The organism is Coprococcus sp. AM97-35 (assembly GCF_027697525.1).
Taxonomy (GTDB): Bacteria; Bacillota; Clostridia; order Lachnospirales; family Lachnospiraceae; genus Allocoprococcus; species Allocoprococcus comes.
This window is the reverse complement of record NZ_JAQESL010000005.1, coordinates 123,953-149,155: the sequence shown is the minus strand read 5'-3', so window position 1 is coordinate 149,155 and position 25,203 is coordinate 123,953. Positions and strand designations below refer to the sequence as shown.

23 protein-coding genes and 1 riboswitch are annotated in these 25,203 nt (G+C 43.3%); of the genes, 18 read left to right on the top strand and 5 right to left on the bottom strand.

Going from position 1 to position 25,203, the window contains the following annotated elements; genetic code table 11:
* Both PG840_RS06780 and PG840_RS06775 read left to right on the top strand, forming a co-directional pair.
* Nucleotides 1-311: LPXTG cell wall anchor domain-containing protein (locus PG840_RS06780; RefSeq protein ID WP_270613445.1), on the top strand; the 311-nt coding region annotated here is incomplete at its 5' end.
* 94 nt (nucleotides 312-405) lie between these two features.
* Nucleotides 406-819, top strand: a complete 414-nt coding sequence (locus PG840_RS06775) for an FIVAR domain-containing protein (RefSeq protein WP_175305693.1) — start codon at nucleotides 406-408, stop codon at nucleotides 817-819.
* A 43-nt stretch (nucleotides 820-862) separates the two neighbouring features.
* Here PG840_RS06775 and PG840_RS06770 read toward each other — a convergent pair whose 3' ends face one another.
* The 3 genes from PG840_RS06770 to pflB all read right to left on the bottom strand — a co-directional run bounded on the left by PG840_RS06770 (nucleotide 863) and on the right by pflB (nucleotide 5,211).
* The gene (locus tag PG840_RS06770) at nucleotides 863-1,936 is read right to left on the bottom strand and encodes a M24 family metallopeptidase (RefSeq protein ID WP_270205335.1); all 1,074 of its coding nucleotides are present in this window, start codon (nucleotides 1,934-1,936) and stop codon (nucleotides 863-865) included.
* 97 nt (nucleotides 1,937-2,033) lie between these two features.
* Nucleotides 2,034-2,777 carry a pyruvate formate-lyase-activating protein gene (gene pflA / locus PG840_RS06765; RefSeq protein WP_117555696.1) on the bottom strand — a complete coding sequence of 248 codons (744 nt, stop codon included), beginning with the start codon at nucleotides 2,775-2,777 and terminating at the stop codon, nucleotides 2,034-2,036.
* A gap of 181 nt (nucleotides 2,778-2,958) precedes the next feature.
* Nucleotides 2,959-5,211: a formate C-acetyltransferase gene (gene pflB, locus PG840_RS06760; RefSeq protein ID WP_270205336.1), complete on the bottom strand. Its 2,253-nt coding sequence runs from the start codon at nucleotides 5,209-5,211 to the stop codon at nucleotides 2,959-2,961.
* A gap of 210 nt (nucleotides 5,212-5,421) precedes the next feature.
* A riboswitch (ZMP/ZTP riboswitch) is annotated at nucleotides 5,422-5,507 on the bottom strand.
* 261 nt (nucleotides 5,508-5,768) lie between these two features.
* Between pflB and PG840_RS06755 the strand changes: the two genes are divergently transcribed.
* Entirely contained in the window at nucleotides 5,769-6,950 is a 1,182-nt protein-coding gene (locus PG840_RS06755; RefSeq protein ID WP_270205337.1) for an acetyl-CoA C-acetyltransferase, read from the top strand.
* Between the two features lie 349 nt (nucleotides 6,951-7,299).
* Here the strand turns inward: PG840_RS06755 and buk are convergent, their stop codons facing one another.
* Both buk and ptb read right to left on the bottom strand, forming a co-directional pair.
* The gene (gene buk, locus PG840_RS06750; RefSeq protein WP_055157356.1) at nucleotides 7,300-8,370 is read right to left on the bottom strand and encodes a butyrate kinase; all 1,071 of its coding nucleotides are present in this window, start codon (nucleotides 8,368-8,370) and stop codon (nucleotides 7,300-7,302) included.
* 13 nt (nucleotides 8,371-8,383) lie between these two features.
* Nucleotides 8,384-9,295, bottom strand: a complete 912-nt coding sequence (ptb, locus tag PG840_RS06745; RefSeq protein WP_022220769.1) for a phosphate butyryltransferase — start codon at nucleotides 9,293-9,295, stop codon at nucleotides 8,384-8,386.
* Between the two features lie 342 nt (nucleotides 9,296-9,637).
* Between ptb and PG840_RS06740 the strand changes: the two genes are divergently transcribed.
* The 15 genes from PG840_RS06740 to mraY all read left to right on the top strand — a co-directional run bounded on the left by PG840_RS06740 (nucleotide 9,638) and on the right by mraY (nucleotide 25,192).
* The gene (locus PG840_RS06740; RefSeq protein WP_022220768.1) at nucleotides 9,638-10,819 is read left to right on the top strand and encodes an acetyl-CoA C-acetyltransferase; all 1,182 of its coding nucleotides are present in this window, start codon (nucleotides 9,638-9,640) and stop codon (nucleotides 10,817-10,819) included.
* A 28-nt stretch (nucleotides 10,820-10,847) separates the two neighbouring features.
* Nucleotides 10,848-11,624: an enoyl-CoA hydratase-related protein gene (locus PG840_RS06735; protein ID WP_022220767.1), complete on the top strand. Its 777-nt coding sequence runs from the start codon at nucleotides 10,848-10,850 to the stop codon at nucleotides 11,622-11,624.
* Nucleotides 11,625-11,693: 69 nt separating this feature from the next.
* Nucleotides 11,694-12,566, top strand: a complete 873-nt coding sequence (locus tag PG840_RS06730; RefSeq protein WP_022220766.1) for a 3-hydroxyacyl-CoA dehydrogenase family protein — start codon at nucleotides 11,694-11,696, stop codon at nucleotides 12,564-12,566.
* Nucleotides 12,567-12,601: 35 nt separating this feature from the next.
* The gene (locus tag PG840_RS06725; RefSeq protein ID WP_055296816.1) at nucleotides 12,602-13,753 is read left to right on the top strand and encodes an acyl-CoA dehydrogenase; all 1,152 of its coding nucleotides are present in this window, start codon (nucleotides 12,602-12,604) and stop codon (nucleotides 13,751-13,753) included.
* A gap of 12 nt (nucleotides 13,754-13,765) precedes the next feature.
* A complete protein-coding gene (locus tag PG840_RS06720; RefSeq protein ID WP_055246468.1) occupies nucleotides 13,766-14,548 on the top strand; it encodes an electron transfer flavoprotein subunit beta/FixA family protein in 783 nt (260 codons plus the stop codon).
* A 24-nt stretch (nucleotides 14,549-14,572) separates the two neighbouring features.
* Nucleotides 14,573-15,619 (top strand): electron transfer flavoprotein subunit alpha/FixB family protein, encoded by a 1,047-nt coding sequence (locus PG840_RS06715; protein WP_008371912.1) that lies wholly within the window; start codon nucleotides 14,573-14,575, stop codon nucleotides 15,617-15,619.
* A gap of 181 nt (nucleotides 15,620-15,800) precedes the next feature.
* On the top strand, nucleotides 15,801-16,970 hold the full coding sequence (locus PG840_RS06710; protein ID WP_270205338.1) for an FtsW/RodA/SpoVE family cell cycle protein: 1,170 nt from the start codon (nucleotides 15,801-15,803) through the stop codon (nucleotides 16,968-16,970).
* A 100-nt stretch (nucleotides 16,971-17,070) separates the two neighbouring features.
* Complete coding sequence (locus PG840_RS06705; RefSeq protein WP_008371909.1) at nucleotides 17,071-17,910, top strand: DegV family protein; 840 nt, start codon at nucleotides 17,071-17,073, stop codon at nucleotides 17,908-17,910.
* Nucleotides 17,911-17,976: 66 nt separating this feature from the next.
* Nucleotides 17,977-18,219 carry a hypothetical protein gene (locus PG840_RS06700; protein ID WP_270613444.1) on the top strand — a complete coding sequence of 81 codons (243 nt, stop codon included), beginning with the start codon at nucleotides 17,977-17,979 and terminating at the stop codon, nucleotides 18,217-18,219.
* Nucleotides 18,220-18,506: 287 nt separating this feature from the next.
* The gene (gene mraZ / locus PG840_RS06695) at nucleotides 18,507-18,944 is read left to right on the top strand and encodes a division/cell wall cluster transcriptional repressor MraZ (protein WP_022220764.1); all 438 of its coding nucleotides are present in this window, start codon (nucleotides 18,507-18,509) and stop codon (nucleotides 18,942-18,944) included.
* A gap of 26 nt (nucleotides 18,945-18,970) precedes the next feature.
* On the top strand, nucleotides 18,971-19,906 hold the full coding sequence (gene rsmH / locus PG840_RS06690) for a 16S rRNA (cytosine(1402)-N(4))-methyltransferase RsmH (RefSeq protein ID WP_008371903.1): 936 nt from the start codon (nucleotides 18,971-18,973) through the stop codon (nucleotides 19,904-19,906).
* Between the two features lie 21 nt (nucleotides 19,907-19,927).
* On the top strand, nucleotides 19,928-20,458 hold the full coding sequence (locus PG840_RS06685) for a hypothetical protein (protein ID WP_008371901.1): 531 nt from the start codon (nucleotides 19,928-19,930) through the stop codon (nucleotides 20,456-20,458).
* A gap of 23 nt (nucleotides 20,459-20,481) precedes the next feature.
* The gene (locus PG840_RS06680; protein WP_173685217.1) at nucleotides 20,482-22,335 is read left to right on the top strand and encodes a peptidoglycan D,D-transpeptidase FtsI family protein; all 1,854 of its coding nucleotides are present in this window, start codon (nucleotides 20,482-20,484) and stop codon (nucleotides 22,333-22,335) included.
* Between the two features lie 64 nt (nucleotides 22,336-22,399).
* Nucleotides 22,400-24,133, top strand: coding sequence for a peptidoglycan D,D-transpeptidase FtsI family protein (locus PG840_RS06675; protein WP_055261301.1), 1,734 nt, complete (start codon nucleotides 22,400-22,402; stop codon nucleotides 24,131-24,133).
* 102 nt (nucleotides 24,134-24,235) lie between these two features.
* Complete coding sequence (gene mraY / locus PG840_RS06670) at nucleotides 24,236-25,192, top strand: phospho-N-acetylmuramoyl-pentapeptide-transferase (protein WP_008371893.1); 957 nt, start codon at nucleotides 24,236-24,238, stop codon at nucleotides 25,190-25,192.
* Nucleotides 25,193-25,203 lie beyond the last annotated feature (11 nt).

The window sequence follows — 25,203 nt, the reverse complement described above, 5'->3', positions numbered from 1 at the left end:
CAGCTGTTCTTGAAAAGAATGAAACTCCGGTTGATCCGGATCAGCCATCAGTTGATCCTTCAAAACCAAGTACTCCAGAAGAAAAACCGGGTACTTCAATTGAAGAGAACAAGAAAGATGACAAAACATCTACAACAGTAGCAAAAGATGACAAAAAGACAAACAAGAAGGAATCTGCTAAGAAAGCAAATGAGCAGAAATCTGATACAGTTCAGACTGGTGATCATAGCAACGTATTCGTATACGTAGCAACACTTCTTATTGCAGGTGCTGCAGCAGTTGTAGCATTCTTCAGAAGAAGAAACGCATAATCTGGTCTTAGCAATAAGCACAGATGATGTGAATTTAATCAGGTGGCTGTGAGTTCTCTCACAGCTACCTGAAGTTTATAAAGGATATTTCTATATGAATAAGCATACGAATCCAACTATCGTAAAAAGACCAAAGAAAACTCATCGTGACCGCGGGACACAGATAGGTTCTGTTCTTGTCATACTTCTTGCATGTGTGGTGATTGGTGGAGGTATTTATTTTGTACGGCAAGAATTGAGTGGGGGAAAGAATACCACACAAAAAGTTGGCGATACAATTACCATCACACCACAGAAGTTAGACAAGAAGCAGTTAAAAGCATTAATTGACAACACAGAATCTATTAATACAGAGACCTATACCGATGAATCCGTAAATGAGCTGAAAGCAGCTGTAGAGAAGGGAAATACACTTTTACGTGGGGTTCCCGGACAGGATGCAATCGAAGAAACGTATATGGAAATTGTTAACGCGATCCAGGGGTTGACCAAAAAAGACACGCAGTAATGCGTGTCTTTTTTGGTTCTATATTGAAGTAATGGAAGAACAATTAACCAACTGTTCTATATTTTTTATCTACTACGTTAAGAAGTTCATATCCGTCTTCTGTTACGAGAACGAGGTCTTCGATACGTACACCGTATTTGCCTTCGATGTAGATTCCCGGTTCGATCGAGAAGATCATACCCGGTTCAGCTACGTTCTTGTTGATCGGGCTTACATCACCGTATTCATGGTCTTCCTGGCCGATGAAATGTCCAAGACGAATCTTCCAGTATTCGCCGTATCCTGCTTCGCCGATGAGATCTCTTGCCTGCGCATCGATATCACAGAAACGTACGCCTGGTTTGATGATGGCTTCTGCTTTCTCAACCGCTGTACGAACAAGGTCATGGATTGCAGCCTGTTCTTCGTCTACGCTCTTGCAGTAGAAGGTTCTTGTCATATCTGAGCAATAACCGTTCCAGATGCATCCCATATCGATCAGAACGCATTCTCCGGCTTTCAGAGTTCTTGTCTCGCTTGGTGAGTGATGTTGGTCAGCAGCGTTAGCACCGAAGCATACGATTGTATCAAAGCTGAGTCCTGTTGCGCCTTCTTTGTAGTATTCTGCTTCAATGAAATCAGCAATCTGTTTTTCTGTCATGCCTTCTTTAATGTAGGCAGCAGCTCTTTCCATAACCATGTCATTGATTACAGATGCCTGTCTCATGATCTTGATTTCTTCTTCATTCTTAACAGCACGAACACCGTCTACACAGTCAGATCCCCATACCGTTTTCAGTTCCGGGCAGCGTTCCTGAAGCGGGATCAGGAAACGAGCAGGAAATGTTTTGTCGATACCGATTACGCCCTTGGTATCGATATGTTCTGTCAGAACTCCAATCTGATCATCCATATCACTGAACCATACTTCTTCAAATCCTGTATCAGATACATAATACAGATAGTTCAAGAACATGGTGTGCTTTCCGTTTGTACGAAGCAACAGAGCGTACAATCTTTCCCCCGGATGTACCATGATGCCCGTTAAAAAGCGGATGCTGAGCGGATCAGATACAAGTAACTGATCGATTCCTTTTTTTTCCATTTTTTGCAATACGCGTTCCAGTCTTTCGTTCATTGCTATAATTCTCCTCTCTTAAATACACTACACCAATCATAGCACATTACAGGCAAAATATGAAGAGAAAGCTGCCATCTATTTTTTTAAATATGTCTTACGAACAGTGCAGGATCTTCTTTGCATTTTCTACGCGTTCTCTCGAAGGTGGATTGATCCCTTTGAGTGGATAATCAAGTCCCAGCTCTTTCCATTTGTAGGCACCAAGTGTGTGGTAAGGCAGGATTTCTACTCTTTCTACATTATCAAGTGTCTGGATAAAATCATTTAACCGGTTTAAGTATTCATCATAGTCGCTGCGCTCCGGTACGAGCACATGGCGGATCCAGACAGGTTTTTTGATATCGGAGAGAAAACGGATCATATCCAGAATGTTTTTATTCGTTTTTCCGGTCAGTTCTTTGTGAGCTTTTTCATCGATATGTTTGATATCAACAAGAAGAAGATCGGTATACTGCATCAGCTCCTGAAATTTGGAGAAAAATGGTTCTTCTCTGGTAAAAGGACCACCTGCAGTATCAATCGTTGTGTGAATACCTTTTGCCTTTGCTTTTTTGAAAAGATCCAGCAGAAAATCAATCTGTAGGAGGGGTTCTCCGCCGCTTACGGTGATTCCACCGCCATTTTTCCAGTAAGTGCGGTAACGCAGAGCCTGCGCAAGAAGCTCATCGGCACTGCGCCAGGTGGCGCCGTTTTTATCTGTCATATTCCAGGTGTCAGGGTTATGGCAGAACTGACATCTCAGTGGACATCCCTGAACAAATATAATAAAACGTACCCCAGGCCCGTCAACAGAACCAAAGCTTTCTGTAGAGTGAATAAGTCCTTTGATTTGAGTCATATGAAAATCTCCTTTTTCATTGTGTGATTGGAAAACTGCGGATCAGGCAGAGTCTTTTAAATGCCTTAGTATGCAGGAAAAGTTGCCAGCAGCATCTCTGTATGTGCCGAAAGTCATGCACTTTAAAATGCATGACTTCCAGCATAACGATATGTTTGGCAAAAGAGTGTAAGTTCGGTAATTACATACGATCGTGGCAGGTTCTTGCGATCACATCGAGCTGTTGTTCGCGTGTAAGGTCGATGAACTTAACCGCATATCCTGATACACGGATCGTAAAGTTTGCGTATTCTTCTTTTTCCGGATGTTCCATAGCGTCAAGAAGTTTTTCTGTTCCGAATACGTTGACGTTCAGATGGTGAGCACCCTGAGAGAAGTATCCGTCCATAACATTTACCAGGTTGTTAATGCGTTCCTCCGGAGTATGTCCGATTGCATTCGGGTTGATGGTCTGGGTGTTAGAGATTCCGTCAAGTGCCCATTCGTAAGGCAGCTTGGCAACGGAGTTCAGGGAAGCAAGAAGTCCGTTCTGTTCAGCACCGTAGCTTGGGTTTGCTCCAGGTGAAAGCGGTGCGCCTGCTTTTCTTCCATCCGGAAGAGCACCGGTAGCTTTTCCATATACAACGTTTGAGGTAATGGTAAGGATAGAAGTTGTCGGTTCGGATTCACGGTAGGTGTGATGCTTTTTCAGTTTCTTCATAAATGTCTGAAGAAGCCATACTGCGATATCATCTGCGCGGTCATCATCATTTCCGTATTTCGGGAAATCACCGGTTGTCTCGAAATCTACAACGAGTCCGTTTTCGTCACGGATTGTTTTCACTTTTGCATATTTGATCGCACTTAAGGAGTCAACTACATGAGAGAATCCTGCGATACCTGTTGCAAATGTACGACGTACATCGGTATCGATCAGTGCCATCTGAGATGCTTCATAGTAGTATTTGTCATGCATGTACTGGATCAGGTTCAGTACGTTTACATACAGTCCGGCGAGCCAGTCCATCATCTTGTCGTATTTAGCCATTACTTCATCATAATCAAGGTATTCAGAAGTGATCGGTGTGTAAGCCGGTCCTACCTGATCTTTTGACTTGCAGTCGACACCACCGTTGATCGCGTAAAGAAGGCATTTTGCAAGGTTTGCTCTTGCTCCGAAAAACTGCATTTCTTTACCAGTCTGTGTTGCAGATACGCAGCAGCAGATAGAATAGTCATCGCCCCATACCGGACGCATTGCATCATCATTTTCATACTGGATAGAACTTGTTTCAATAGAAATATGTGAAGCGTAGTCCTTGAAGTTCTTCGGAAGACGTTCTGTGTAAAGTACAGTCAGGTTCGGTTCCGGAGAAGGTCCCATGTTTTCCAGGGTGTGCAGGAAACGGTAGTCTGTCTTTGTTACCATAGAACGTCCGTCCTGTCCCATTCCGCCGACTTCCAGTGTAGCCCAGACCGGGTCACCGGAGAAGAGCTGGTTGTAAGATGGGATACGTGCGAACTTAACCATACGGAATTTCATTGTCATATGGTCAACTAATTCCTGAGCTTCTTCTTCGGTAAGGATTCCTGCTTCCATATCTCTCTTGATGTAGATATCAAGGAAGGTAGATACACGTCCGACACTCATGGCAGCTCCGTTCTGAGTCTTGATTGCTGCAAGGTATCCGAAGTACAGCCACTGGAATGCTTCTTTTGCATTTTTTGCTGGCTCGGAAATGTCGAATCCGTAGACAGCAGCCATTTCTTTCATACCCTTGAGGGCACGGATCTGTTCTGCAAGTTCTTCCCGCTGACGGATGACATTGTCACGCATGGATCCGTATCCGCAGTTTGCGAGATCGTCCTGCTTCATAGCGATCAGGAGATCGATTCCGTAGAGGGCAACACGGCGGTAATCGCCGACGATACGTCCTCTTCCGTAAGTATCCGGAAGACCGGTAAGGATTTTTGCGTGACGTGCTTTTTTCATTTCCGGTGTGTAGGCATCAAATACTGCCTGGTTATGTGTTTTATGATAATCTGTAAAGATTTTATGGAATTTCGGGTTTGGTTCATATCCGTAAGTTTTGCATGCTTCCTCAGCCATTTTGATTCCACCGAACGGCATAAATGCACGTTTCAGAGGTTTGTCAGTCTGAAGACCCACAACCTGTTCTTTATCTTTCAGTTCTTCGCAGATATAACCTGGACCGTAAGCGGTAAGAGAAGATACCACTTCTGTTTCCATATCCAGAACGCCGCCTTTTGCACGTTCTTCTTTCTGGAGTTCCTGAAGCTTGCCCCAGAGCTGGTTTGTTGCTTCGGTCGGATCTGCAAGGAATGAAGAATCTCCCTCGTAAGGTGTGTAGTTGTTCTGGATAAAATCACGAACGTTGATTTCTTCTTTCCAGAGTCTTCCTTCAAATCCCTGCCATTGTTCTTTCTGCATCATTTGGTTATTCCTCCTTCTTGTGGGTGAGCCATAGTACCTATGACCTGGTTATTATACACTGTGTTGCTGCGGTTTATGCCCGGAAAGTTCTGGCAAATTCCAGACATATGAAAAGGTTCAGCCAGAAGAACCGATGGATGTTTACGCCTTTTATATAGCCCTGATTTATGATAATCTTATAAAAATGCGTAAAAAAAGCCGGCATCTGAGCTGAATCGCCCAGACGGTCGGCTAAATAATCAAATCCTCATATTTCCCTGTGGTTCATTCCACTTCCGTCAGTCATATGAGCAACTTTAATTTAACAAATTGCTATATAAATGTCAATGACAAATTTGTTTTTTTGAAAAAACATAATAATGATGTGAATGTCAATAAGTATAAATACCGAGAAAAGTTTAACATTTATCAAGAAATCTCTCAATCGAATTGAGGCATGTACCTGGAATAGAACATAAAAAATGTTAAAAAAATATCAAGCATCTATTGAATTCTGTTTTTTAGAGGATTATAATAAAAACATCAGGTGATTTACAAAATAAAGGAGGATTTTTATCATGGCAAGAAAAGTTGTTTTAGCAGGAGCATGTCGTACAGCAATCGGTGTAATGGGCGGACAGTTTGCAAATACATCGGCTGTAGAACTTGGAACGATCGTAATCAAAGAAGCTCTCAAAAGAGCGGGCGTTTCTCCGGATCAGATTGACGAAGTGTATATGGGAAATGTTATCCAGGCAGGCAACGGACAGAACCCGGCACGTCAGGCAGCTGTATATGCAGGAATCCCGAATGAAGTACCGGCAACAACTATCAACGTACTTTGTGGATCCGGTCTTCACTGTGTAAACCTTGCAGCGAAGCTGATCGCAGCTGGAGATGCAGATATTATCGTTGCAGGTGGTATGGAAAATATGACAATGGCTCCGTACATGTTGAGAAACGGACGTTATGGATATCGTATGGGAAATGCGACAATCGAAGATGCTATGATCAAGGATGGTCTGACCGACGCATTCCATAATTATCACATGGGAATCACAGCAGAAAATATCTGCGAACAGTGGGGACTTACAAGAGAAGAACTGGATGAATTTGCAGCATGGTCTCAGAACAAATGTGAAAAAGCAATGGCAGAAGGTAAATTTAAAGACGAGATTGTTCCGGTCGAAGTGAAGAAGAAAAAAGAAACGATTCTTGTAGATACAGATGAAGGTCCTCGTAAAGGAATCACAAAAGAAGGTCTTGCAAAACTTCGTCCTGCATTTAAGAAAGACGGTATGGTTACAGCAGGTAACGCATCCGGAATCAATGATGGTGCAGCTGCACTTATCGTTATGAGCGAAGAAAAAGCAAAAGAGCTTGGCGTAACACCTATGGCAACATGGATCGGCGGAGAACTCGCAGGATGTGATCCGGCAATCATGGGAATCGGACCGGTTTATTCAACACGTAAGGTTATGAAGAAGCTGGGAATGGAGATCGGAGATTTTGATCTGATCGAAGCAAACGAAGCATTTGCAGCACAGTCTGTAGCTGTTGGAAAAGATCTTGGATTTGACCTTAGTAAGCTGAATGTCAATGGTGGAGCAATTGCTCTCGGACATCCGGTTGGCTGCTCAGGTGCAAGAATCCTTGTAAGCTTGTTGTATGAGATGCAGAAAGAAGATGTACATACAGGACTTGCAACACTTTGTGTTGGTGGCGGAATGGGATGCTCTGCTGTAGTTAAAAGAGATTAGGGATAGAAAAAAAGGGTGGATACTTTTTAAGTGTCTGCTCTTTTTTGAATGATTTAGGTTGTGTTGACAAATTCGGAAAAAGATAATGCGTCTATTCTAGTTGTGCAAACCATTCCGATGAACCCCCTAAAGCGAAAATCGTGTTCAGCAGAGGTTTCCACGATTTTTGAGTTTCATCTCCATTGCACAAAAGACGAATAGACGCATTATCTTTTGCCCAATTTGTCCCTCGAAGCTATTGACATTATTAAATAAAAGCGTAGTAACTAAAAAAGTCTGGCGAGGTGTGCCAGACTTTTTTCTACGATGAGATATATGCGTTTTGCATGTTTTAGGGTTTTGGAAAAAATTAATATACCAGAGGTTTTTCTTCGCCGTTTAATACACGGAGAGCGCCTTGAGCGAGGGCGAGGAGTTCATCTTCACCCGGGTAGACGGTGATTGGGGCGATGAAGCCGACTTTTTCCTTGATCTCGGATGTTACATAATCGCTGTATGCGATACCACCGGTGAGAAGGATCTGGTCTACTTTTCCGTTAAGTACGGCTGCCATGGCGCCGACTTCTTTGGCAACCTGGTAAGTGAATGCGTGGAATACACCGGCTGCTTCTTCGTCACCCTTTTCAAAGGCACGTTCTGCAACGTCGCGCATGTTGTTGGTTCCAAGGTATCCGTTGAGACCGCCTTTCCCGTTGATCTTTTTATATACTTCAGCCTGTGTGTACTGACCGGAGAAACACATTTTTACGAGTGCGCCTGCTGGTACACCGCCGGAACGTTCCGGTGAGAAAGGTCCGTCTCCGTCAAGTGTGTTGTTGACATCGACAACTTTGCCATTTTTATGAGCACCGACAGATACACCGCCGCCCATATGTACAACGACCAGGTTCAGGGAGTCATAAGATACACTCTGTTCTTTGGCGTAGCGTTTGGCAACTGCTTTCTGGTTCAGTGCGTGGAAGATACTGATACGCGGAAGTTCCGGGATTCCGGAATATCTTGCAACAGGTTCCATCTCATCGACAACAACCGGGTCAACAATGTAAGAAGGAACTCCGATCTCATCACCGATTTCGCGGGCAAGGATGCCTCCAAGGTTCGATGCATGCTGTCCTTGCACACCTGCTTTTAAGTCAGCAAGAAGTGCGTCAGATACTGGATAGGTTCCACCTGGGATCGGTTTTAAAAGTCCGCCTCGTCCTACTACAACATTCAGAGATTTGATGTCGAAGCTGTTCTTTGCGAGAATATCTACGATCAGTTCTTTACGGAAATCTTTCTGGTCAACGATGGTTGCATATTTTGCAATCTCTTCGGTGGAATGACGGAGTGTTTCTTCGAATAACAAAGTTTCGTCTTCGTACACACCGATCTTGGTAGAAGTAGATCCCGGGTTGATTACTAAAATTTTATAGCTCATAAAAAGATCCTCCTTAGTCTGTGATCGATCCTGCGATTACGGTCGCAAGAGCGATAGAATTCAGTTTTGTCTGGAAATCATCAGAACGTGATGTAAGTACAACCGGAGCGCTTGTTCCGACAAGTACGTTACCGATCTTGACCTTTGCAGTGCGGACAAGAATCTTATATGTGATATTTCCTGCATCGATATTCGGGAAGAGGAGAATATCAGCATGTCCGGCTACTGGATTAGTCACACCTTTGTGAACAGCTGCTTCCGGATCGATCGCAAGATCCATGGAAAGTGGTCCGTAGATCTGGCATCCTTTGAAATCGCCACCCTCGTACATCTTGGTGAGATTATCGGCATCGACTGTTGGCTGCATCTTTGGATTCACTGTCTCAACTGCACACAGAGGAGCAACCTTCGGGCATTCGATGCCACATGCATGTGCGACTTCTACTGCATTGTTGATGATATTGACTTTATCTGCAAGGGTTGGATATGTATTGAAAGCTACGTCTGTGAAGAACAGAAGACGGTTGATGCCTTCAATCTCAAATACACATACATGGGAAAGCATCTTTCCGGTACGAAGTCCGACTTCTTTATTCAATACGCTCTTTAAGAATGTCTTTGTTTCAAGCAATCCTTTTAAAAGGATATCAGCTTTGCCGTTGTGTACAAGCTCAACAGCCTTTAATGCAGCTGCTTCGGTATCAGGCTCATTGATGATCTCGAAATCTGTCAGATCCATATCAATAGAAGCGGCAATCTCGCGGATTTTGGCTTCATCACCGACAAGGATGGCTGTTGCGATATTTTGCTCTTTTGCAGCTTTGACAGCCTGCAGTACCGGCTCATCCTGTGCGTTGGAAACAGAGACTTTCTTTAAGGTTTTTTGATTTGCTTTTGAGATTAATTCTTCAAAACTTTTGCTCATTTTCACACCTTCTCATTCATAATTTAATTATAGTATTCTGGTTGAATATTTTTTAACAATCTTAAGTGTAGCACCATATCTGGGAAAGGTCAATATAAAAGTGGTGTGTTGGAAATGACGAATAATGCAGATGTATTGTAAAAAAATGTTGGTGAAAATGTTAAAAGAAAATTAAATGATAAAAAATGATTGATAAATATTTGACAGAACGGGAAATGGGTAGTATATTAAAAAAAGAGGACAAAAAAGTCCCTTGCGAAAATCTTAAAAACGGAAAGTAAAACAGCTTATATTTAATAAGAAGTGATACTTACCATTAAGATGTAAAAGGAGGAAAAAGTGATGGCAAAGAAAATCGTGTTAGCAGGTGCGTGTCGTACAGCAATCGGAAGTATGGGTGGAGCTCTTTCTACAACTCCGGCACCGGAATTAGGATCTATCGTTATCAAAGAAGCTTTAAATAGAGCAGGTGTTGCTCCGGAACAGGTTGATCATGTATATATGGGTTGTGTAATCCAGGCAGGTCTTGGACAGAACGTTGCACGTCAGGCTTCTTTAAAAGCAGGTCTTCCGGTCGAGACACCGGCAGTTACGGTTAACGTTGTTTGCGGATCCGGACTTAACTGTGTGAACATGGCTGCACAGATGATCCAGGCAGGAGATGCTGATATCGTTGTAGCAGGCGGTATGGAAAATATGTCTATGGCTCCATATGCACTGAAAAACGCACGTTATGGATACAGAATGGGAAATGCACCGATGATCGATACAATGGTAAATGACGCACTTTGGGATGCATTCAATGACTATCACATGGGAATCACTGCTGAGAATGTAGCAGAACAGTGGGGACTCACAAGAGAACAGCTTGATGAATTTGCAGCAGCAAGCCAGCAGAAAGCCTGCGCAGCAATCGAAGCAGGAAAATTCAAAGATGAGATTGTTCCTGTAGAAGTGAAGAAGAAAAAAGAAACCATCGTAGTTGATACAGATGAAGGACCGCGTCCGGGAACAACAGCAGAAGGAATCGCAAGACTTCGTCCGGCATTCAAAAAAGATGGTATTGTAACAGCAGCAAATGCTTCCAGCATCAATGACGGAGCAGCAGCAATCGTTGTTATGAGTGAAGAAAAAGCAAAAGAGCTCGGCGTTACACCGATGGCAACATGGGTAGCAGGAGCACTCGGTGGAGTAGATCCATCTATCATGGGTGTCGGACCGGTTGCAGCTACGAATAAAGTAATGGCTAAGACAGGGCTTTCTGTAGATGATATGGATCTGATCGAAGCAAACGAAGCTTTCGCAGCACAGTCACTTGCAGTAGCACATGATCTGAAATTCGACATGGATAAAGTAAATGTAAACGGTGGAGCAATTGCTCTCGGACATCCAGTAGGAGCTTCAGGATGCCGTATCCTTGTTACACTTCTTCATGAGATGCAGAAACGTGATGCAAAGAAAGGTCTTGCAACACTTTGTATCGGTGGCGGAATGGGATGCGCTACAATCGTAGAACGTGATTAATAAACCAGATCAAAAGGAGATGTTGATGATGGAATTTATTACATATGAAGTAGAAGGACAGGTTGGAATTATTACCATTAACCGTCCAAAGGCACTGAACGCACTGAACAGTGCAGTTCTTGATGAACTTGATGCAACGATCGACGGTGTTGATCTTGATGCAGTCAGATGCCTGATCCTTACAGGAGCAGGAGAAAAATCTTTTGTAGCCGGTGCAGATATCGCTGAGATGAGTACTCTTACAAAAGAAGAGGGAGAAGCTTTTGGAAAGAAAGGAAATGATATTTTCCGTAAGATCGAAACACTTCCGATTCCGGTAATCGCAGCAGTTAATGGATTCGCTCTTGGTGGCGGATGTGAAATCTCCATGAGCTGTGATATCCGTATCTGTTCAGACAATGCAGTATTCGGACAGCCGGAGGTTGGCCTTGGAATTACACCTGGATTTGGTGGAACACAGAGACTTGCAAGACTTGTCGGACCTGGTATGGCAAAGCAGATGATCTACACTGCAAGAAATATCAAAGCTGACGAAGCTTACAGAATCGGTCTTGTAAATGCCGTATATCCGCAGGAAGAACTGATGCCGGCAGCAAAGAAGATGGCAGCAGGCATTGCAAAGAATGCACCGATCGCAGTAAGACACTGCAAACAGGCAATCAATGAAGGTCTTGAAAAGGGAATGGATGAGGCAATCGTAGTAGAAGAAAAACTCTTCGGCGGATGCTTTGAATCCTACGACCAGAAAGAAGGAATGGCAGCATTCCTTGAAAAGAGAAAAGTAGAAGCTTTCCTTAATAAATAAGTTCGTTTAATAAAGGGGAGAATTAACTCTCCCCTGGAAAATTAAATTTATAAAATGGAGGTAATTTCAATGAAAGTAGGAATTATTGGCGCAGGAACAATGGGACAGGGCATTGCAAAGGCATTTGCTCAGGTAGATGGATATGAAGTAGCACTCTGTGACATCAAACAGGAATGGGCAGAAGGCGGAAAAGCTAAAATCGCTAAAGGCTATGACAGACTTGTTCAGAAAGGAAAATTAACTCAGGAAGCAGTTGATGCAATTCTTGCAAAAATTACTCCGGGACTCAAAGAAGATCTCTGCGCAGATTGTGATCTGATCGTAGAAGCAGCATTTGAGAACATGGAAGTTAAGAAAACTACATTCAGTGAACTTGATAAGATCGCAAAACCTGAATGCATTTTTGCATCAAATACCTCCAGCCTTTCTATCACAGAAATCGGCAACGGACTTACCCGTCCAATGATCGGTATGCATTTCTTCAACCCGGCAGACCGTATGAAATTAGTAGAAGTGATCGCAGGCGTAAATACACCGGCTGAAACTGTAGATGCAATCAAGAAGATCGCAGAAGAAATCGGAAAGACACCTGTACAGGTTAATGAAGCAGCAGGTTTCGTAGTAAATCGTATCCTTGTTCCGATGATCAATGAAGCAGCTTTCATCAAGATGGAAGGTGTATCTGACATCGCAGGAATCGATGCAGCAATGAAGCTTGGTGCAAACCATCCAATGGGACCTCTGGAGCTTGGTGATTTCATCGGACTTGATATCTGCCTTGCTATCATGGATGTACTTTATGCAGAAACAGGCGACAGCAAATATCGTGCATGCCCGCTGCTTCGTAAGATGGTCCGTGGTGGAAACCTTGGAGTTAAGAGCGGAAAAGGATTCTATGTATACAATGCAGACCGCACAAAAACTCCGGTTGATGCACAGTAATGGATGTTCTAAATAAAGACATGGAGGAAGAATAAATGGATTTCGGATTAGATAAGAAACACGAAATGGCGAGAACTCTGTTTAAAGAATTCGCAGAAAACGAAGTAAAACCACTTGCACAGGAAGTGGACGAGACAGAAGTTTTCCCAAGAGCAACAGTTGAAAAAATGGCGAAATATGGATTTCTTGGTATTCCGGTACCGAAGGAATACGAGGGACAGGGATGTGATCCACTGACATACGTAATGTGTGTAGAAGAACTTGCAAAGGTTTGTGCCACAACATCTGTAATCGTATCTGCGCATACCTCTCTTTGTATAGACCCGATCCTGACATACGGAACACCGGAGCAGAAAGCAAAATACGTTCCGGATCTTGCATCAGGAAGAAAGCTTGGAGCTTTCGGCCTTACAGAACCTGGGGCAGGTACAGATGCACAGGGACAGCAGACTAAGGCTGTTCTTGACGGAGATGAATGGGTATTAAACGGATCAAAATGCTTTATCACAAACGGTAAAGAAGCAGATGTTTACATCATTATCGCCGTAACAGGTATTGTTGAAAAACGTGGCAGAAAGATGAAAGAGATTTCTGCATTCATCGTAGAGAAAGACACTCCGGGATTCACATTCGGAACCAAAGAGAAGAAGATGGGTATCCGTGGATCTTCAACATACGAGCTTATTTTTGAAGACTGCCGTATTCCAAAAGAAAATCTCCTTGGAGCACAGGGCAAGGGCTTTGGCATCGCCATGCATACTCTGGATGGCGGACGTATCGGTATTGCCGCTCAGGCACTTGGAATCGCTGAAGGTGCACTTGACAGAACAATCGCATATGTAAAAGAAAGAAAACAGTTCGGACGCACGATTGGCCAGTTCCAGAATACACAGTTCCAGCTTGCAGATATGGCTACAAAGGTAGAGGCTGCAAAGATGATGGTATACAAAGCTGCCATGGCAAAAGCTACAAAGAAAGTTTACTCTGTCGAAGCTGCACAGGCTAAGCTTTATGCAGCAGAAGTAGCGATGGAAGTTACCACAAAGGCTGTTCAGTTACATGGTGGATACGGATATATCAGAGAATACGATGTAGAACGTATGATGCGTGACGCAAAGATTACAGAAATCTACGAAGGAACTTCAGAAGTTCAGCGTATGGTTATTTCTGGAAACTTATTGAAATAGGAGGTACGAATCGTGAAGATAGTTGTTTGTATAAAACAGGTACCGGATACAAAAGGCGGAGTTCAGTTTAATCCGGACGGTACACTTAACAGAGCTGCAATGCTTGCAATTATGAACCCGGATGACAAAGCAGGTCTTGAGGCCGCACTTAGATTAAAAGACCAGTATGGAGCAGAAGTAACTGTACTTACAATGGGACTTCCAAAAGCAGCCGATGTGCTTCGTGAAGCACTTGCAATGGGAGCTGATAAGGCAATTCTTGTAACAGACAGAGTACTTGGAGGAGCTGATACATGGGCTACATCAAGCACCATCGCAGCAGCACTCCGTAAACTCGATTATGACCTGATCATCACAGGACGTCAGGCAATCGATGGTGATACAGCACAGGTTGGACCGCAGATTTCCGAACATCTGGACATCCCGGTAATCTCTTATGCACAGGATATCAAAGTAGAAGGCGACAGTGTGATCGTACAGCGTCAGTTCGAAGACAGATATCATGTACTGAAAGCAAAAATGCCTTGCCTTATCACTGCACTTTCAGAATTAAATGAACCACGTTATATGACACCAGGCGGAATCTTCGATGCTTGTGATGCTGAGATCACAACATGGGGAAGAGCAGATCTTACTACCCTGGATGATGCAAATATCGGTCTTGCAGGATCACCTACAAAGATTGCGAAAGCATCTGACAAAGTAAGAAAAGGGGCAGGAGAAAAAGTTACTCTTGATCCGGAAGAAGCAGTATCTTACCTGATGGGAAAATTAACAGAGAAACATATCATTTAATAAGAAGGAAAAGTGGTGAATATCATGAACTTAGAAGAATATAAGGGAGTATATGTCTTTGCTGAACAGGTAGACAACAAACTGAGCGGAATCGCATTTGAACTTCTTGGAAAAGCAAAAGACCTTGCAGCAGACTTAAATGCAGAAGTAGCAGCCGTTCTGATCGGTTCTGACGTAAAAGGACTTGCAGATGAGCTTGCAGCATACGGAGCAGATAAAGTAATCGTAGTAGATGATCCGGAACTGAAAGAATATAGAACAGAGCCATACGCACATGCACTGGCATCTGTTATCGAAAAATATAAACCGGAGATCATGTTAGTCGGCGCAACTGCAATCGGACGTGATCTTGGTCCTAGAGTATCCGCAAGAGTACAGACAGGTCTTACAGCAGACTGTACACAGCTTGAGATCGGTGATTTCCCGATCAACCCGGTAGCAGGAAAAGAGCAGAAGCACAATCAGCTTCTTATGACTCGTCCGGCATTTGGTGGAAACACGATCGCTACCATCGCCTGCCCGGATAATCGTCCGCAGATGGCAACCGTTCGTCCTGGTGTTATGCAGAAGATCGCTAAGATCGAAGGTGCAAAGGCAAATGTAGAAGAGTTTAATCCAGGATTTACACCGGATAATAAATACGTTGAAATCATGGAAGTTGTCAAATCTGTATCTGAGACAGTTGATATCATGGATGCCAAGATTCTTGTATCCGGTGGACGTGGAGTCGGAAGTGCAGAAAACTTTAAGATCCTGGAAGATCTTGCAGAAGCACTCGGCGGAGAAGTAAGCTGCTCACGTGCAGTTGTAGATAATGGCTGGAAACCAAAAGATCTTCAGGTAGGACAGACAGGAAAGACAGTTCGTCCTCAGGTATATTTTGCAATCGGTATTTCCGGAGCGATCCAGCATGTAGCAGGTATGGAAGAATCTGATCTGATCATTGCAATCAACAAAGATGAGACAGCTCCGATCTTTGATGTAGCTGACTATGGTATCGTTGGAGATCTGAATAAGATCGTACCAGAACTTACCAAACAGATCAAAGAAGCAGTTGCTGCTAAAAAATAAAGAATAGCTGGTAAAACAAAGATGGTGTCGCAAAGAAGCGGCACCATTTTTTTGTATACAAATCGAATAGAAGTTAGCCTGCTCTATTTTCGTGCGGAAAGCTTGTGCGTCTGGGGGATATTATGGTATACTTTATAAGATATAGACTTTGTAGTTATAGCTTAAGTAGGAGTGTGAATAAATGGCACAAAGAATTAAAAGCAGACGAAGGAAGGCTGTAGAAAAGCAGGCGGTTCATTATTTTGATTACAGTCTTCTGGCGATTATTATATTTCTGATGTGTTTTGGACTGGTAATGCTATACAGTATCAGTTCCTATGAAGCACGAACGGAATACGGAGATGGGATGTACTTCCTGAAAAGGCAGGGTCTCATCGGACTTGGAAGTATTGTTGCGATGATGTGGGTTTCTCGCCTGGATTATCATATGTTTTCCAAATATGCAGCAATGAGCTATTGGGGATCCATGCTTCTTCTTGCACTTGTTAAATTTACACCACTTGGTATTGAGGTAAATGGTGCACGAAGATGGTTCCGGCTTCCGGCTAACCAGTCATTCCAGCCGGCAGAGATTATGAAGATCGCTGTGATCATATTTATCCCATACCTGATCTGCAGAATGGGGAATAAAGTACACACCCTGAAAGGATCGTTGGGAGTTGTGGAGTGGGGAGGTTTGGCAGCACTGGGAGTTTATGTGCTGACTGATAATCTAAGCTCTGCGATCATTGTAATGGGAATTTCCTGCTGTATCCTTTTTGTCGTACATAAGAAGCAGAAGATTTTTCTGTGGATTGCAGGCGGCGGGTTGGCTGTTTTTGTGGCGGGATCATATATCCTCGGAAGACTTCTTGAGAACAGCACCAGCTTCCGACTCAGACGTATCATTGCCTGGCTGAACCCGGAAAAATATGCGTCAACGATTTCTTTCCAGACGGTACAGGGACTATATGCGATCGGATCAGGTGGCTTTTTCGGGAAAGGACTGGGAAATGGTGTGCAAAAGACGGTAATACCGGAAGTGCAGAACGACATGATCCTGTCAGCAATCTGTGAAGAGCTTGGGGTGTTTGGAGCAATCATTATCCTGGTTTTGTTCGGTCTTTTGATCTACAGACTGCTTTTTATTGCACAGAACGCACCTGATCTGTATGGAGCACTGATTATGACAGGGATTATGTCACATATCGCGATCCAGGTAATTCTCAATGTTATGGTAGTTACGAACATGATGCCGAATACCGGAATTACATTGCCTTTTATCAGTTATGGTGGTACATCCATCCTGTTCCTGATGATAGAGATGGGAATGGCACTTGGAATTTCCAGAAGAATTAAACTGGAAGGGTAAAAAAAGCTTTTTTTTCAAAGAAAAGTGTGATATGATGTTATAAGTGGTAATGAAAACCACGTATAATGGATGCAAATGACACGTTTCGGAGGTTTGGATTATGAGTTATAAAGTGATTGTGGACAGCTGTGGAGAATTGACAGCAGAGATGAAAGCTTCAGGTCGGTTTGAGACAGCATCACTGGGACTGGAGGTTGGAGATTGTCATATAATTGATGATGAATCTTTCAATCAGGCTGAATTTTTGAAGAACGTAGCTGAATGCCCGACATGTCCAAAGTCAAGTTGTCCGTCTCCGGAGACGTTTATGGAAGGATATCACTGTGATGCGGAGCATGTATATGCTGTTACGTTGTCTTCTGAACTGAGCGGTTCTTATAACAGTGCCGTACTGGGCAAGAATTTATATGAAGAAGAATATGGTGAGAAAGATATTTATGTGTTCAACTCAAAATCTGCATCAGTAGGGCAGACGCTCATCGGGATGAAGATTGCGCAGTGTGAAGAGCGGGGCATGACATTTAAGGAAGTGGTAGCTGCTGTAGAAGCATATATTGAAGAGCAGCACACATATTTTGTTCTTGAGACGCTTGAGACTCTTCGTAAGAATGGAAGACTTACAGGATTAAAAGCAATTGCGGCAACAGTACTGAATATTAAGCCGGTGATGGGGGCTACTCCGAAGGGAGAGATTTGTCAGTTGGGTCAGGCGCGCGGAATTAAAAAAGCACTTAAGAATATGGTGGATTGTGTGATCGCAGATCTGAAAGATCCGGAGAGCAAGGTACTTGCAATTTCGCATTGTAACTGCCCGCAGAGAGCACAAGATGTGAAGAAGATGTTGGAAGAACGTGTGAAATTAAAAGACATTATCATTCTGGATACCAGAGGTGTCAGTAGCATGTATGCGAATGATGGCGGAGTAATTATTGCAGTATAGCTTGTATCAATCGTAAAAGTGTGATAAAATATACTGGTTAGATGATTGCGAAGGAGACTTGCAGATATGAGTCAGAAAAAAGTAGATTATTATAAACAGGCAAAAGCGAACAGAAAGCGTGAAGAAAAAAAGAAAAACTTGCGGAAAGCTTTTGATTATACGATCCTTGGGCTGATTGCACTTGCAATCGTTGTCTGGATTGGATGGTCCGCTTATGATATGTATGAATCAAAGCGGCCAAGAGCAGTAGCAGAAGTTGATTATTCTGCTGTAAGTGATTATATCCAGTCACTTAACACTGCTGAGTAGATGAAAAGAAGAAAGTGGAGAGATGGTTCCATTATGGAACGGTTTCTCCACTTTTTTTATGCACTGTGTGGGGAATGGAGTATAAAACGCTCCACTTTTCACCACAAAATGAATGAAAAATGGGAAAAAATATGATTTATCGGACTTTTTTCAGAATGGATAAATTCGAAAAAGTGCTTGAAAAGGGCGAAAAAGTGGGGTACAATGGATACAAGTGGTAGAAAGTGGAGCGAAGTGGAGCAAAGTGGCATGGAAAGTGGCAGACCACTTTGAAAGAAGGTGATCCTATGTTGACTGGAGAATTTAATCATAGTATTGATTCAAAAGGCAGGCTGATTATTCCTTCCAAATTACGAGAGAGTCTGGGAGAACATTTCGTAATTACGAAAGGGATGGACGGCTGCTTATTTCTGTATCCGGACAACGAATGGAAAGCCTTTGAAGAGAAGCTTAGAACCTTACCGCTTACAAACAAAAAAGCCAGAGACTTTAAGCGTTTCTTTCTTGGAAGTGCTACGGAAGGAGAACTTGACAAACAAGGGAGAGTTTTGATATCTTCTTCTCTTCGCGCTTATGCAGATCTTGAAAAAGAGGTTGTTCTAGCAGGTGTGCTGGACAAGGTCGAGATCTGGAGTAAAGAGGCGTGGGAAGCGCGTACAGCTGATGTTGAGGAAAATATCGAGGACATTGCAAGTGACATGGAAGATTTGGGACTTAGCATCTAAATAGATCTTTTAATTAGGAGGACACCATGGCATTTAAGCATAAATCAGTATTACTGGATGAGACAATCGAAGGACTGAACATCAAGCCGGACGGTATTTATGTTGATGGCACACTTGGAGGAGGCGGACATGCATACGAAGTATGTCGGCGTTTAAACAACAAGGGGAGTTTTATAGGAATAGACCAGGATGCGGCGGCGATTGAAGCGGCAGGCACCCGATTAAGCGACTTCGGGGAGAGAGTTACAATAATCAGGAGCAATTATTGTGATATGAAGTCGAGGCTCCATGAGAAAGGGATTGACAAGGTCGATGGAATTGTACTCGATCTGGGCGTATCATCTTATCAGTTAGATACGGCAGATCGTGGTTTTTCCTATCGCGTAGATGCGCCTTTGGATATGAGGATGGACACACGCCAGACTTTATCTGCAAAGGAGATTGTCAATGGCTACAGTGAGATGGACCTTTTTCGGATCATTCGCGACTATGGTGAGGACAAATTTGCGAAGAATATAGCAAAACATATTGTTATGGCAAGAGAGAAAGGTCCTATTGAAACAACCGGGCAGCTGGCAGAGATTATCAGACAGTCTATACCGATGAAGTTTCAGAAGATGTCGGGGCATCCGGCAAAAAGAACCTTTCAGGCAATCCGGATTGAATGTAACCGGGAACTGGAGGTGCTCAGGGATTCACTTGACGATATGATTGATATTTTAAATCCGGGAGGAAGGATATGCATCATCACGTTCCATTCCCTGGAGGACAGAATTGTCAAAGGAATTTTTAAAAAGAATGAGAATCCATGCACGTGTCCGAGTACTTTCCCGGTATGTGTGTGTGGAAAAGTTTCCAAAGGAAAAGTCATTACGAAAAAACCGATTCTTCCAAGTGAAGAAGAGATGGAAGTGAATAGTCGTTCTAAGAGTGCGAAGCTGCGTATCTTTGAGCGCGTATAGAATTTGAAAGGGTGGTGCTGTATGGCAAAATACAGTCATAGAATACAGGCAGACAGACGTACAGTAACAAGCCGAGGAATGTACATATACGGAAATACAGTTCGCCAGGCAGAAGTCATGCCACAGCGACAAGAGGAACCAAGAAAAGAACATAAAAAGAAAAAACTGGACAGACAGATTTTGAAAAATCGAAGAAAAGCAATGCGGATGAATCCTGCATATGTGATGTTTCTTTCAATTGCGGCAGTGGCAGCGCTTGTAGTCTGTGTATGGTATCTGCAGGTACGTGCAGAGCTTACAAGCCGGACAGAGCATATTACCGAGCTGCAGCAGGAACTGGCAGATGCAAAAGAAGAGAATACAACTAGATATAACGTAGTAATGGATTCTGTGAATCTGGAAGAAGTAAGAGACCGTGCAATCAATGATTTGGGTATGGGATATGCGACTTCGGATCAGATTATTGAATATCAGAACCCGGTTAATGATTATGTAAAACAGTACGAAAGTATTCCGAAAAGCGGAGTGCTTGGACAGACAACAGATAAATAGGTTTATGAACAAAGGTGAATAACATGTCAAAAAGAAGAAAAAGAAAGCCTTCCGTTCTGAGGCATAAATTCACGGTTGGAATGCAGAAAAAGCTGGTAATGCTCTTTATAGCGATATTACTGGCTTTTGTTATTCTTGTCGGAAGAATTACCTATATCAATGCCTCGTCAGGAGAAGATTATACCAAGACAGTACTGGATCAGCAGCAGTATATGAGTCGGTCGATTCCGTTCAAGCGTGGAGATATTGTAGACACAAACGGCACAAAGCTTGCGACAAGTGAGCGTGTATACAATGTGATTCTGGATGCAAAGGTCTTACTTTCAGACGAGACAAAAAAAGCTGAAAACATAGCAGCTACGAAAAAAGCGCTGAAAAGTTATTTTCAGATCAAGGCATCGGCAGTGGATGCAATTATCGCGGACAGTCCGGACAGTCGGTACAATATTCTGAAAAAAGGAATTTCCTACGATGATGCGAAGGCATTTGAAGCGGCAGAGAAGAAAAATTCCAAGATCAAAGGAGTCTGGCTGGAAGAGGATTATGTCAGAAAATATCCATATAATACACTTGCCTGCGATGTCCTGGGATTCAGCGTATCGGGGAATGTGGGAGCAAGCGGACTGGAAGCATCCTATAATTCAACGTTGAATGGAACGGATGGACGCAGATATGGTTATCAGAATGAAGACTCGGCAATTGAAAACACGGTGAAAGAGCCGATAAACGGAAATACGATCGTAACAACGATTGATGCGAACCTGCAGTCTATCGTGGAAAAGCATCTGGAAGAGTTTAACCAGGCGCACACAGATGAAGCGCAGGAGGGGATGGGATTTAAAAACGGAGCTGTGATCATGATGAACCCGAATACCGGAGAAGTTCTGGCAATGGCTTCCTCACCTACCTATGATCTGAATAATCCGAGAGATCTATCCAAGTATTATACAGAGGAAGAAATAACCGGAATGAGCAGTGACGATAAGATCGATGCTCTGAATGAACTCTGGAGAAACTTCTGCGTGAGCGATACTTTTGAGCCGGGATCTACGATCAAACCATTTACGGTTGCAACAGGTCTGGAGATTGGTGCACTGAAAGGTGATGAGACCTATTACTGCGGTGGTTCCCTTCAGATCGATGAATGGGAGATTAAATGTATCTCTTATGATAATGGTGGACACGGGCAGCAGAATCTGACACAGGTTATGGAAAATTCATGTAACGTTGCCCTGATGCAGATTGGTCTGGCAATCGGACCGGAAGAATTCTGTAAGTACCAGAGTATTTTTGGATTCGGTCAGTATACGGGAATTGATCTTCCGGGTGAGGCGGTTGGTATTTTGCAGTCACCGGATGGAATGATCAAAACGGATCTTGCAACCAACTCTTTCGGACAGAATTTTAACGTAACTATGCTTCAACTTGCGACAGGATTCTGTTCTCTGATCAATGGTGGCGATTATTATGAACCGCATCTTGTAAAAGCTATTCAGGATGAGAACGGAAATGTGATCCAGACTATTGATCCGGTGTTGGAGAAGAAGACAATTTCTAAAGAAACTTCTGATAAACTGAAAAGTTATATGTACAGTGTTGTTCAGAACGGTAGTGGTAGATATGCACAGGTAGAAGGTTATGATATCGGTGGTAAGACCGGTACAGCGGAAAAATTGCCCCGTGGAGAGAATAAGAATGTGGTATCCTTTATCGGATATGCACCGCAGGAGAATCCGGAAATTATGATTTATGTAGTCATCGATGAACCGAATGCTCCGGATCAGTCAGCGACCAGCAGCCTGATTTCGCAGCTCGCTTCTGATATTATGGCAGAAGCATTTCCGTATTTGAATATTACAAAGGCTCCGGCTGAGTAATTTGGGTATAACCCCGGAAGACAGATCATACAGTAATAGTAAGAATCTGTTTTTCGGGGTTTTTATGCGGAATAAGACTTATAATAAAAAGAAAATGCTGGTAGTATTTTTAAGCGCGCTTCTGATGATTTTTTTTCTGATCGCAAGACTGGTGTATTTGATGATATTTGATGCTGCGTATTATCAACAGAAAGCAAAAACGCTGCACGAAAGAGAGAGAGAGATCAAGGCGGCAAGGGGAGAGATCATTGACAGAAATGGCAAAGTCCTTGCGACCAATAAAGCGGTGTGTACCATATCTGTTATCCATAGTCAGATAACAGATCCGGAGAGAGTGATCCAGGTTCTTGCCGATGAGCTGGGAATAGAGAAAGAAATGATTCGGAAAAGAGTCGAAAAAGTTTCTTCCAGAGAAAAAATAAAGACAAATGTGGAGAAAGAGACCGGGGACCGGATTCGTGCATATGAACTGGATGGGGTGAAGGTAGATGAGGATTTTAAACGGTACTATCCGTATGGCAATCTGGCTTCAAAGGTTCTTGGATTTACCGGTGGAGACAATCAGGGAATCATTGGACTGGAAGTAAAGTATGAAAATTATCTGAAAGGTGTGAATGGAATGATTCTGACAACAACTGATGCCAGAGGGATTGAGCTTGCGGATACGCTGGAAGACAGAGTAGAACCGGTTTCCGGAGACACTCTGCAGGTAAGCCTGGACTATAATATCCAGGAATATGCACAGCAGGCTGCGGAAAAAGTAAGGGAAGAAAAACAGGCAGATGCAGTTGTGATTTTGATCCTGAATCCAAAAACAGGGGAAATCTATGCCTGCGTCAATGCTCCAGAGTTTGATCTGAATGCCCCGTTTACATTACCGGAGGGAACAGATGCCGCTTTGAATGATGAAGAAAAACAGGCAATGCTGAATCAGATGTGGCGGAACAGGAGTATCAATGATACTTATGAACCAGGATCGATCTTTAAGGTATTTACTGCTTCGGCGGCGTTGGAAGAGGGAGTGGTCAAAGAAGAAGATACTTTTTACTGTCCTGGATACAAGCTTGTGGAAGACCGCCGGATCCGGTGTGCGAGGACGACTGGACATGGATCCGAGACGTTTGTACAGGGGGTGCAGAATTCCTGTAATCCGGTTTTTATTGAAGTAGGGATGCGGCTTGGAACAGAGAATTTTTATAAATATTTTGAAAAATTCGGATTGATGGGGAAGACAGGTGTAGATCTTCCGGGAGAGGCTGCAACGATCATGCACAAGAAGGAAAATGTAGGGCAGGTAGAGCTGGCAACGATGTCGTTTGGACAGTCTTTTCAGGTGACACCGATGCAGATGGCAACAACAGTATGTTCTCTGGTGAATGGGGGAAAAAGGATCACTCCTCATTTTGGCGTCGCCGTTTATGATGCGGAAAGTGGAGAGAAAGAAGAAACGATTTCTTATAGAAAAAGAAAACGGATTCTTTCTAAAGAAACGTCAGAAAAGATGAGAAAGATACTGGAAACGGTTGTGTCCGAGGGAGGAGGAAAAAAAGCACAGATCGAAGGATACCGGATCGGAGGAAAGACAGCGACCAGCCAGACGCTGCCAAGAAGTGCGAACCGTTATATAGGATCTTTTATCGGATTTGCACCTGCAGATGATCCGCAGGTAGCAGCAATGGCAATTATTTACAATCCACAGGGTATCTATTATGGCGGGACGATAGCAGCTCCGGTTGTGCGCGATATTTTCGACAATATTCTTCCCTATCTTGGAATCGAACGGGAAGAAAACCCGTGAAGCAGTTGAAAAAACAGGGCAGATACATTATACTAAAGCGTAGAATCTGTGCCTTTAAGATAAGGGCTGATTTTGAAAACAAAAGAAAGACAGAGGTGTATTATGGATTTTACAATGGTCATACCGGTGCTGATCGCGTTTGTTCTCAGTGTGGCAGCAGGACCGGTGGTAATTCCTGTTTTAAGAAGACTCAAGATGGATCAGACAGAGAGAGAAGACGGGGTGAAGTCGCATCTTAAAAAAGCCGGAACGCCGACGATGGGAGGCGTGATGATCTTGTTTGCGATTGCGGTCACTTCGCTGATCTATGTAAGAGAGTATCCGAAGGTGATTCCGGTACTTTTTGTAACGATTGGATTCGGACTGGTCGGGTTCCTGGATGATTATCTGAAAGTTGTTCTTCACAGATCAGATGGACTGATGCCGATGCAGAAGATGGCACTCCAGATCGTGATTACAGCGATTTTTGCATTTTACATCGTGAAAGTGGCAAAGATACCGCTTACCATGCTGATACCGTTTTCAGGTGGGAAATATCTGGACATCGGTTGGTTTGCCATTCCGGTACTTTTTATTGCAGTGATCGGTACCGTCAATGGTGTGAATTTTACAGATGGACTGGACGGGCTTGCATCCAGTGTAACAGTTCTTGTGGCAACCTTCTTTACAGTTGTTGCGATCGGAACAAAGAGTGGGATCGAACCGATTACCTGTGCAGTGGTAGGTGCGCTGCTGGGATTCTTATTATTCAACGTTTATCCGGCAAGCGTATTTATGGGCGACACCGGATCACTGGCTCTTGGGGGATTTGTTGCTTCGACAGCATACATGCTCCAGATGCCATTATTCATTATCATCGTAGGACTGATCTATCTGGTAGAAGTTTTATCAGTTATGATTCAGGTAACATATTTTAAGAAAACAGGCGGAAAGCGTTTCTTTAAAATGGCGCCGATCCACCATCATTTTGAGCTGTGTGGATGGAGCGAGACACGGGTGGTTGCAGTATTTTCAATTGTAACTGCAATTCTGTGCCTGGTTGCACTGCTGGCATTATAGGAGGCTTACAA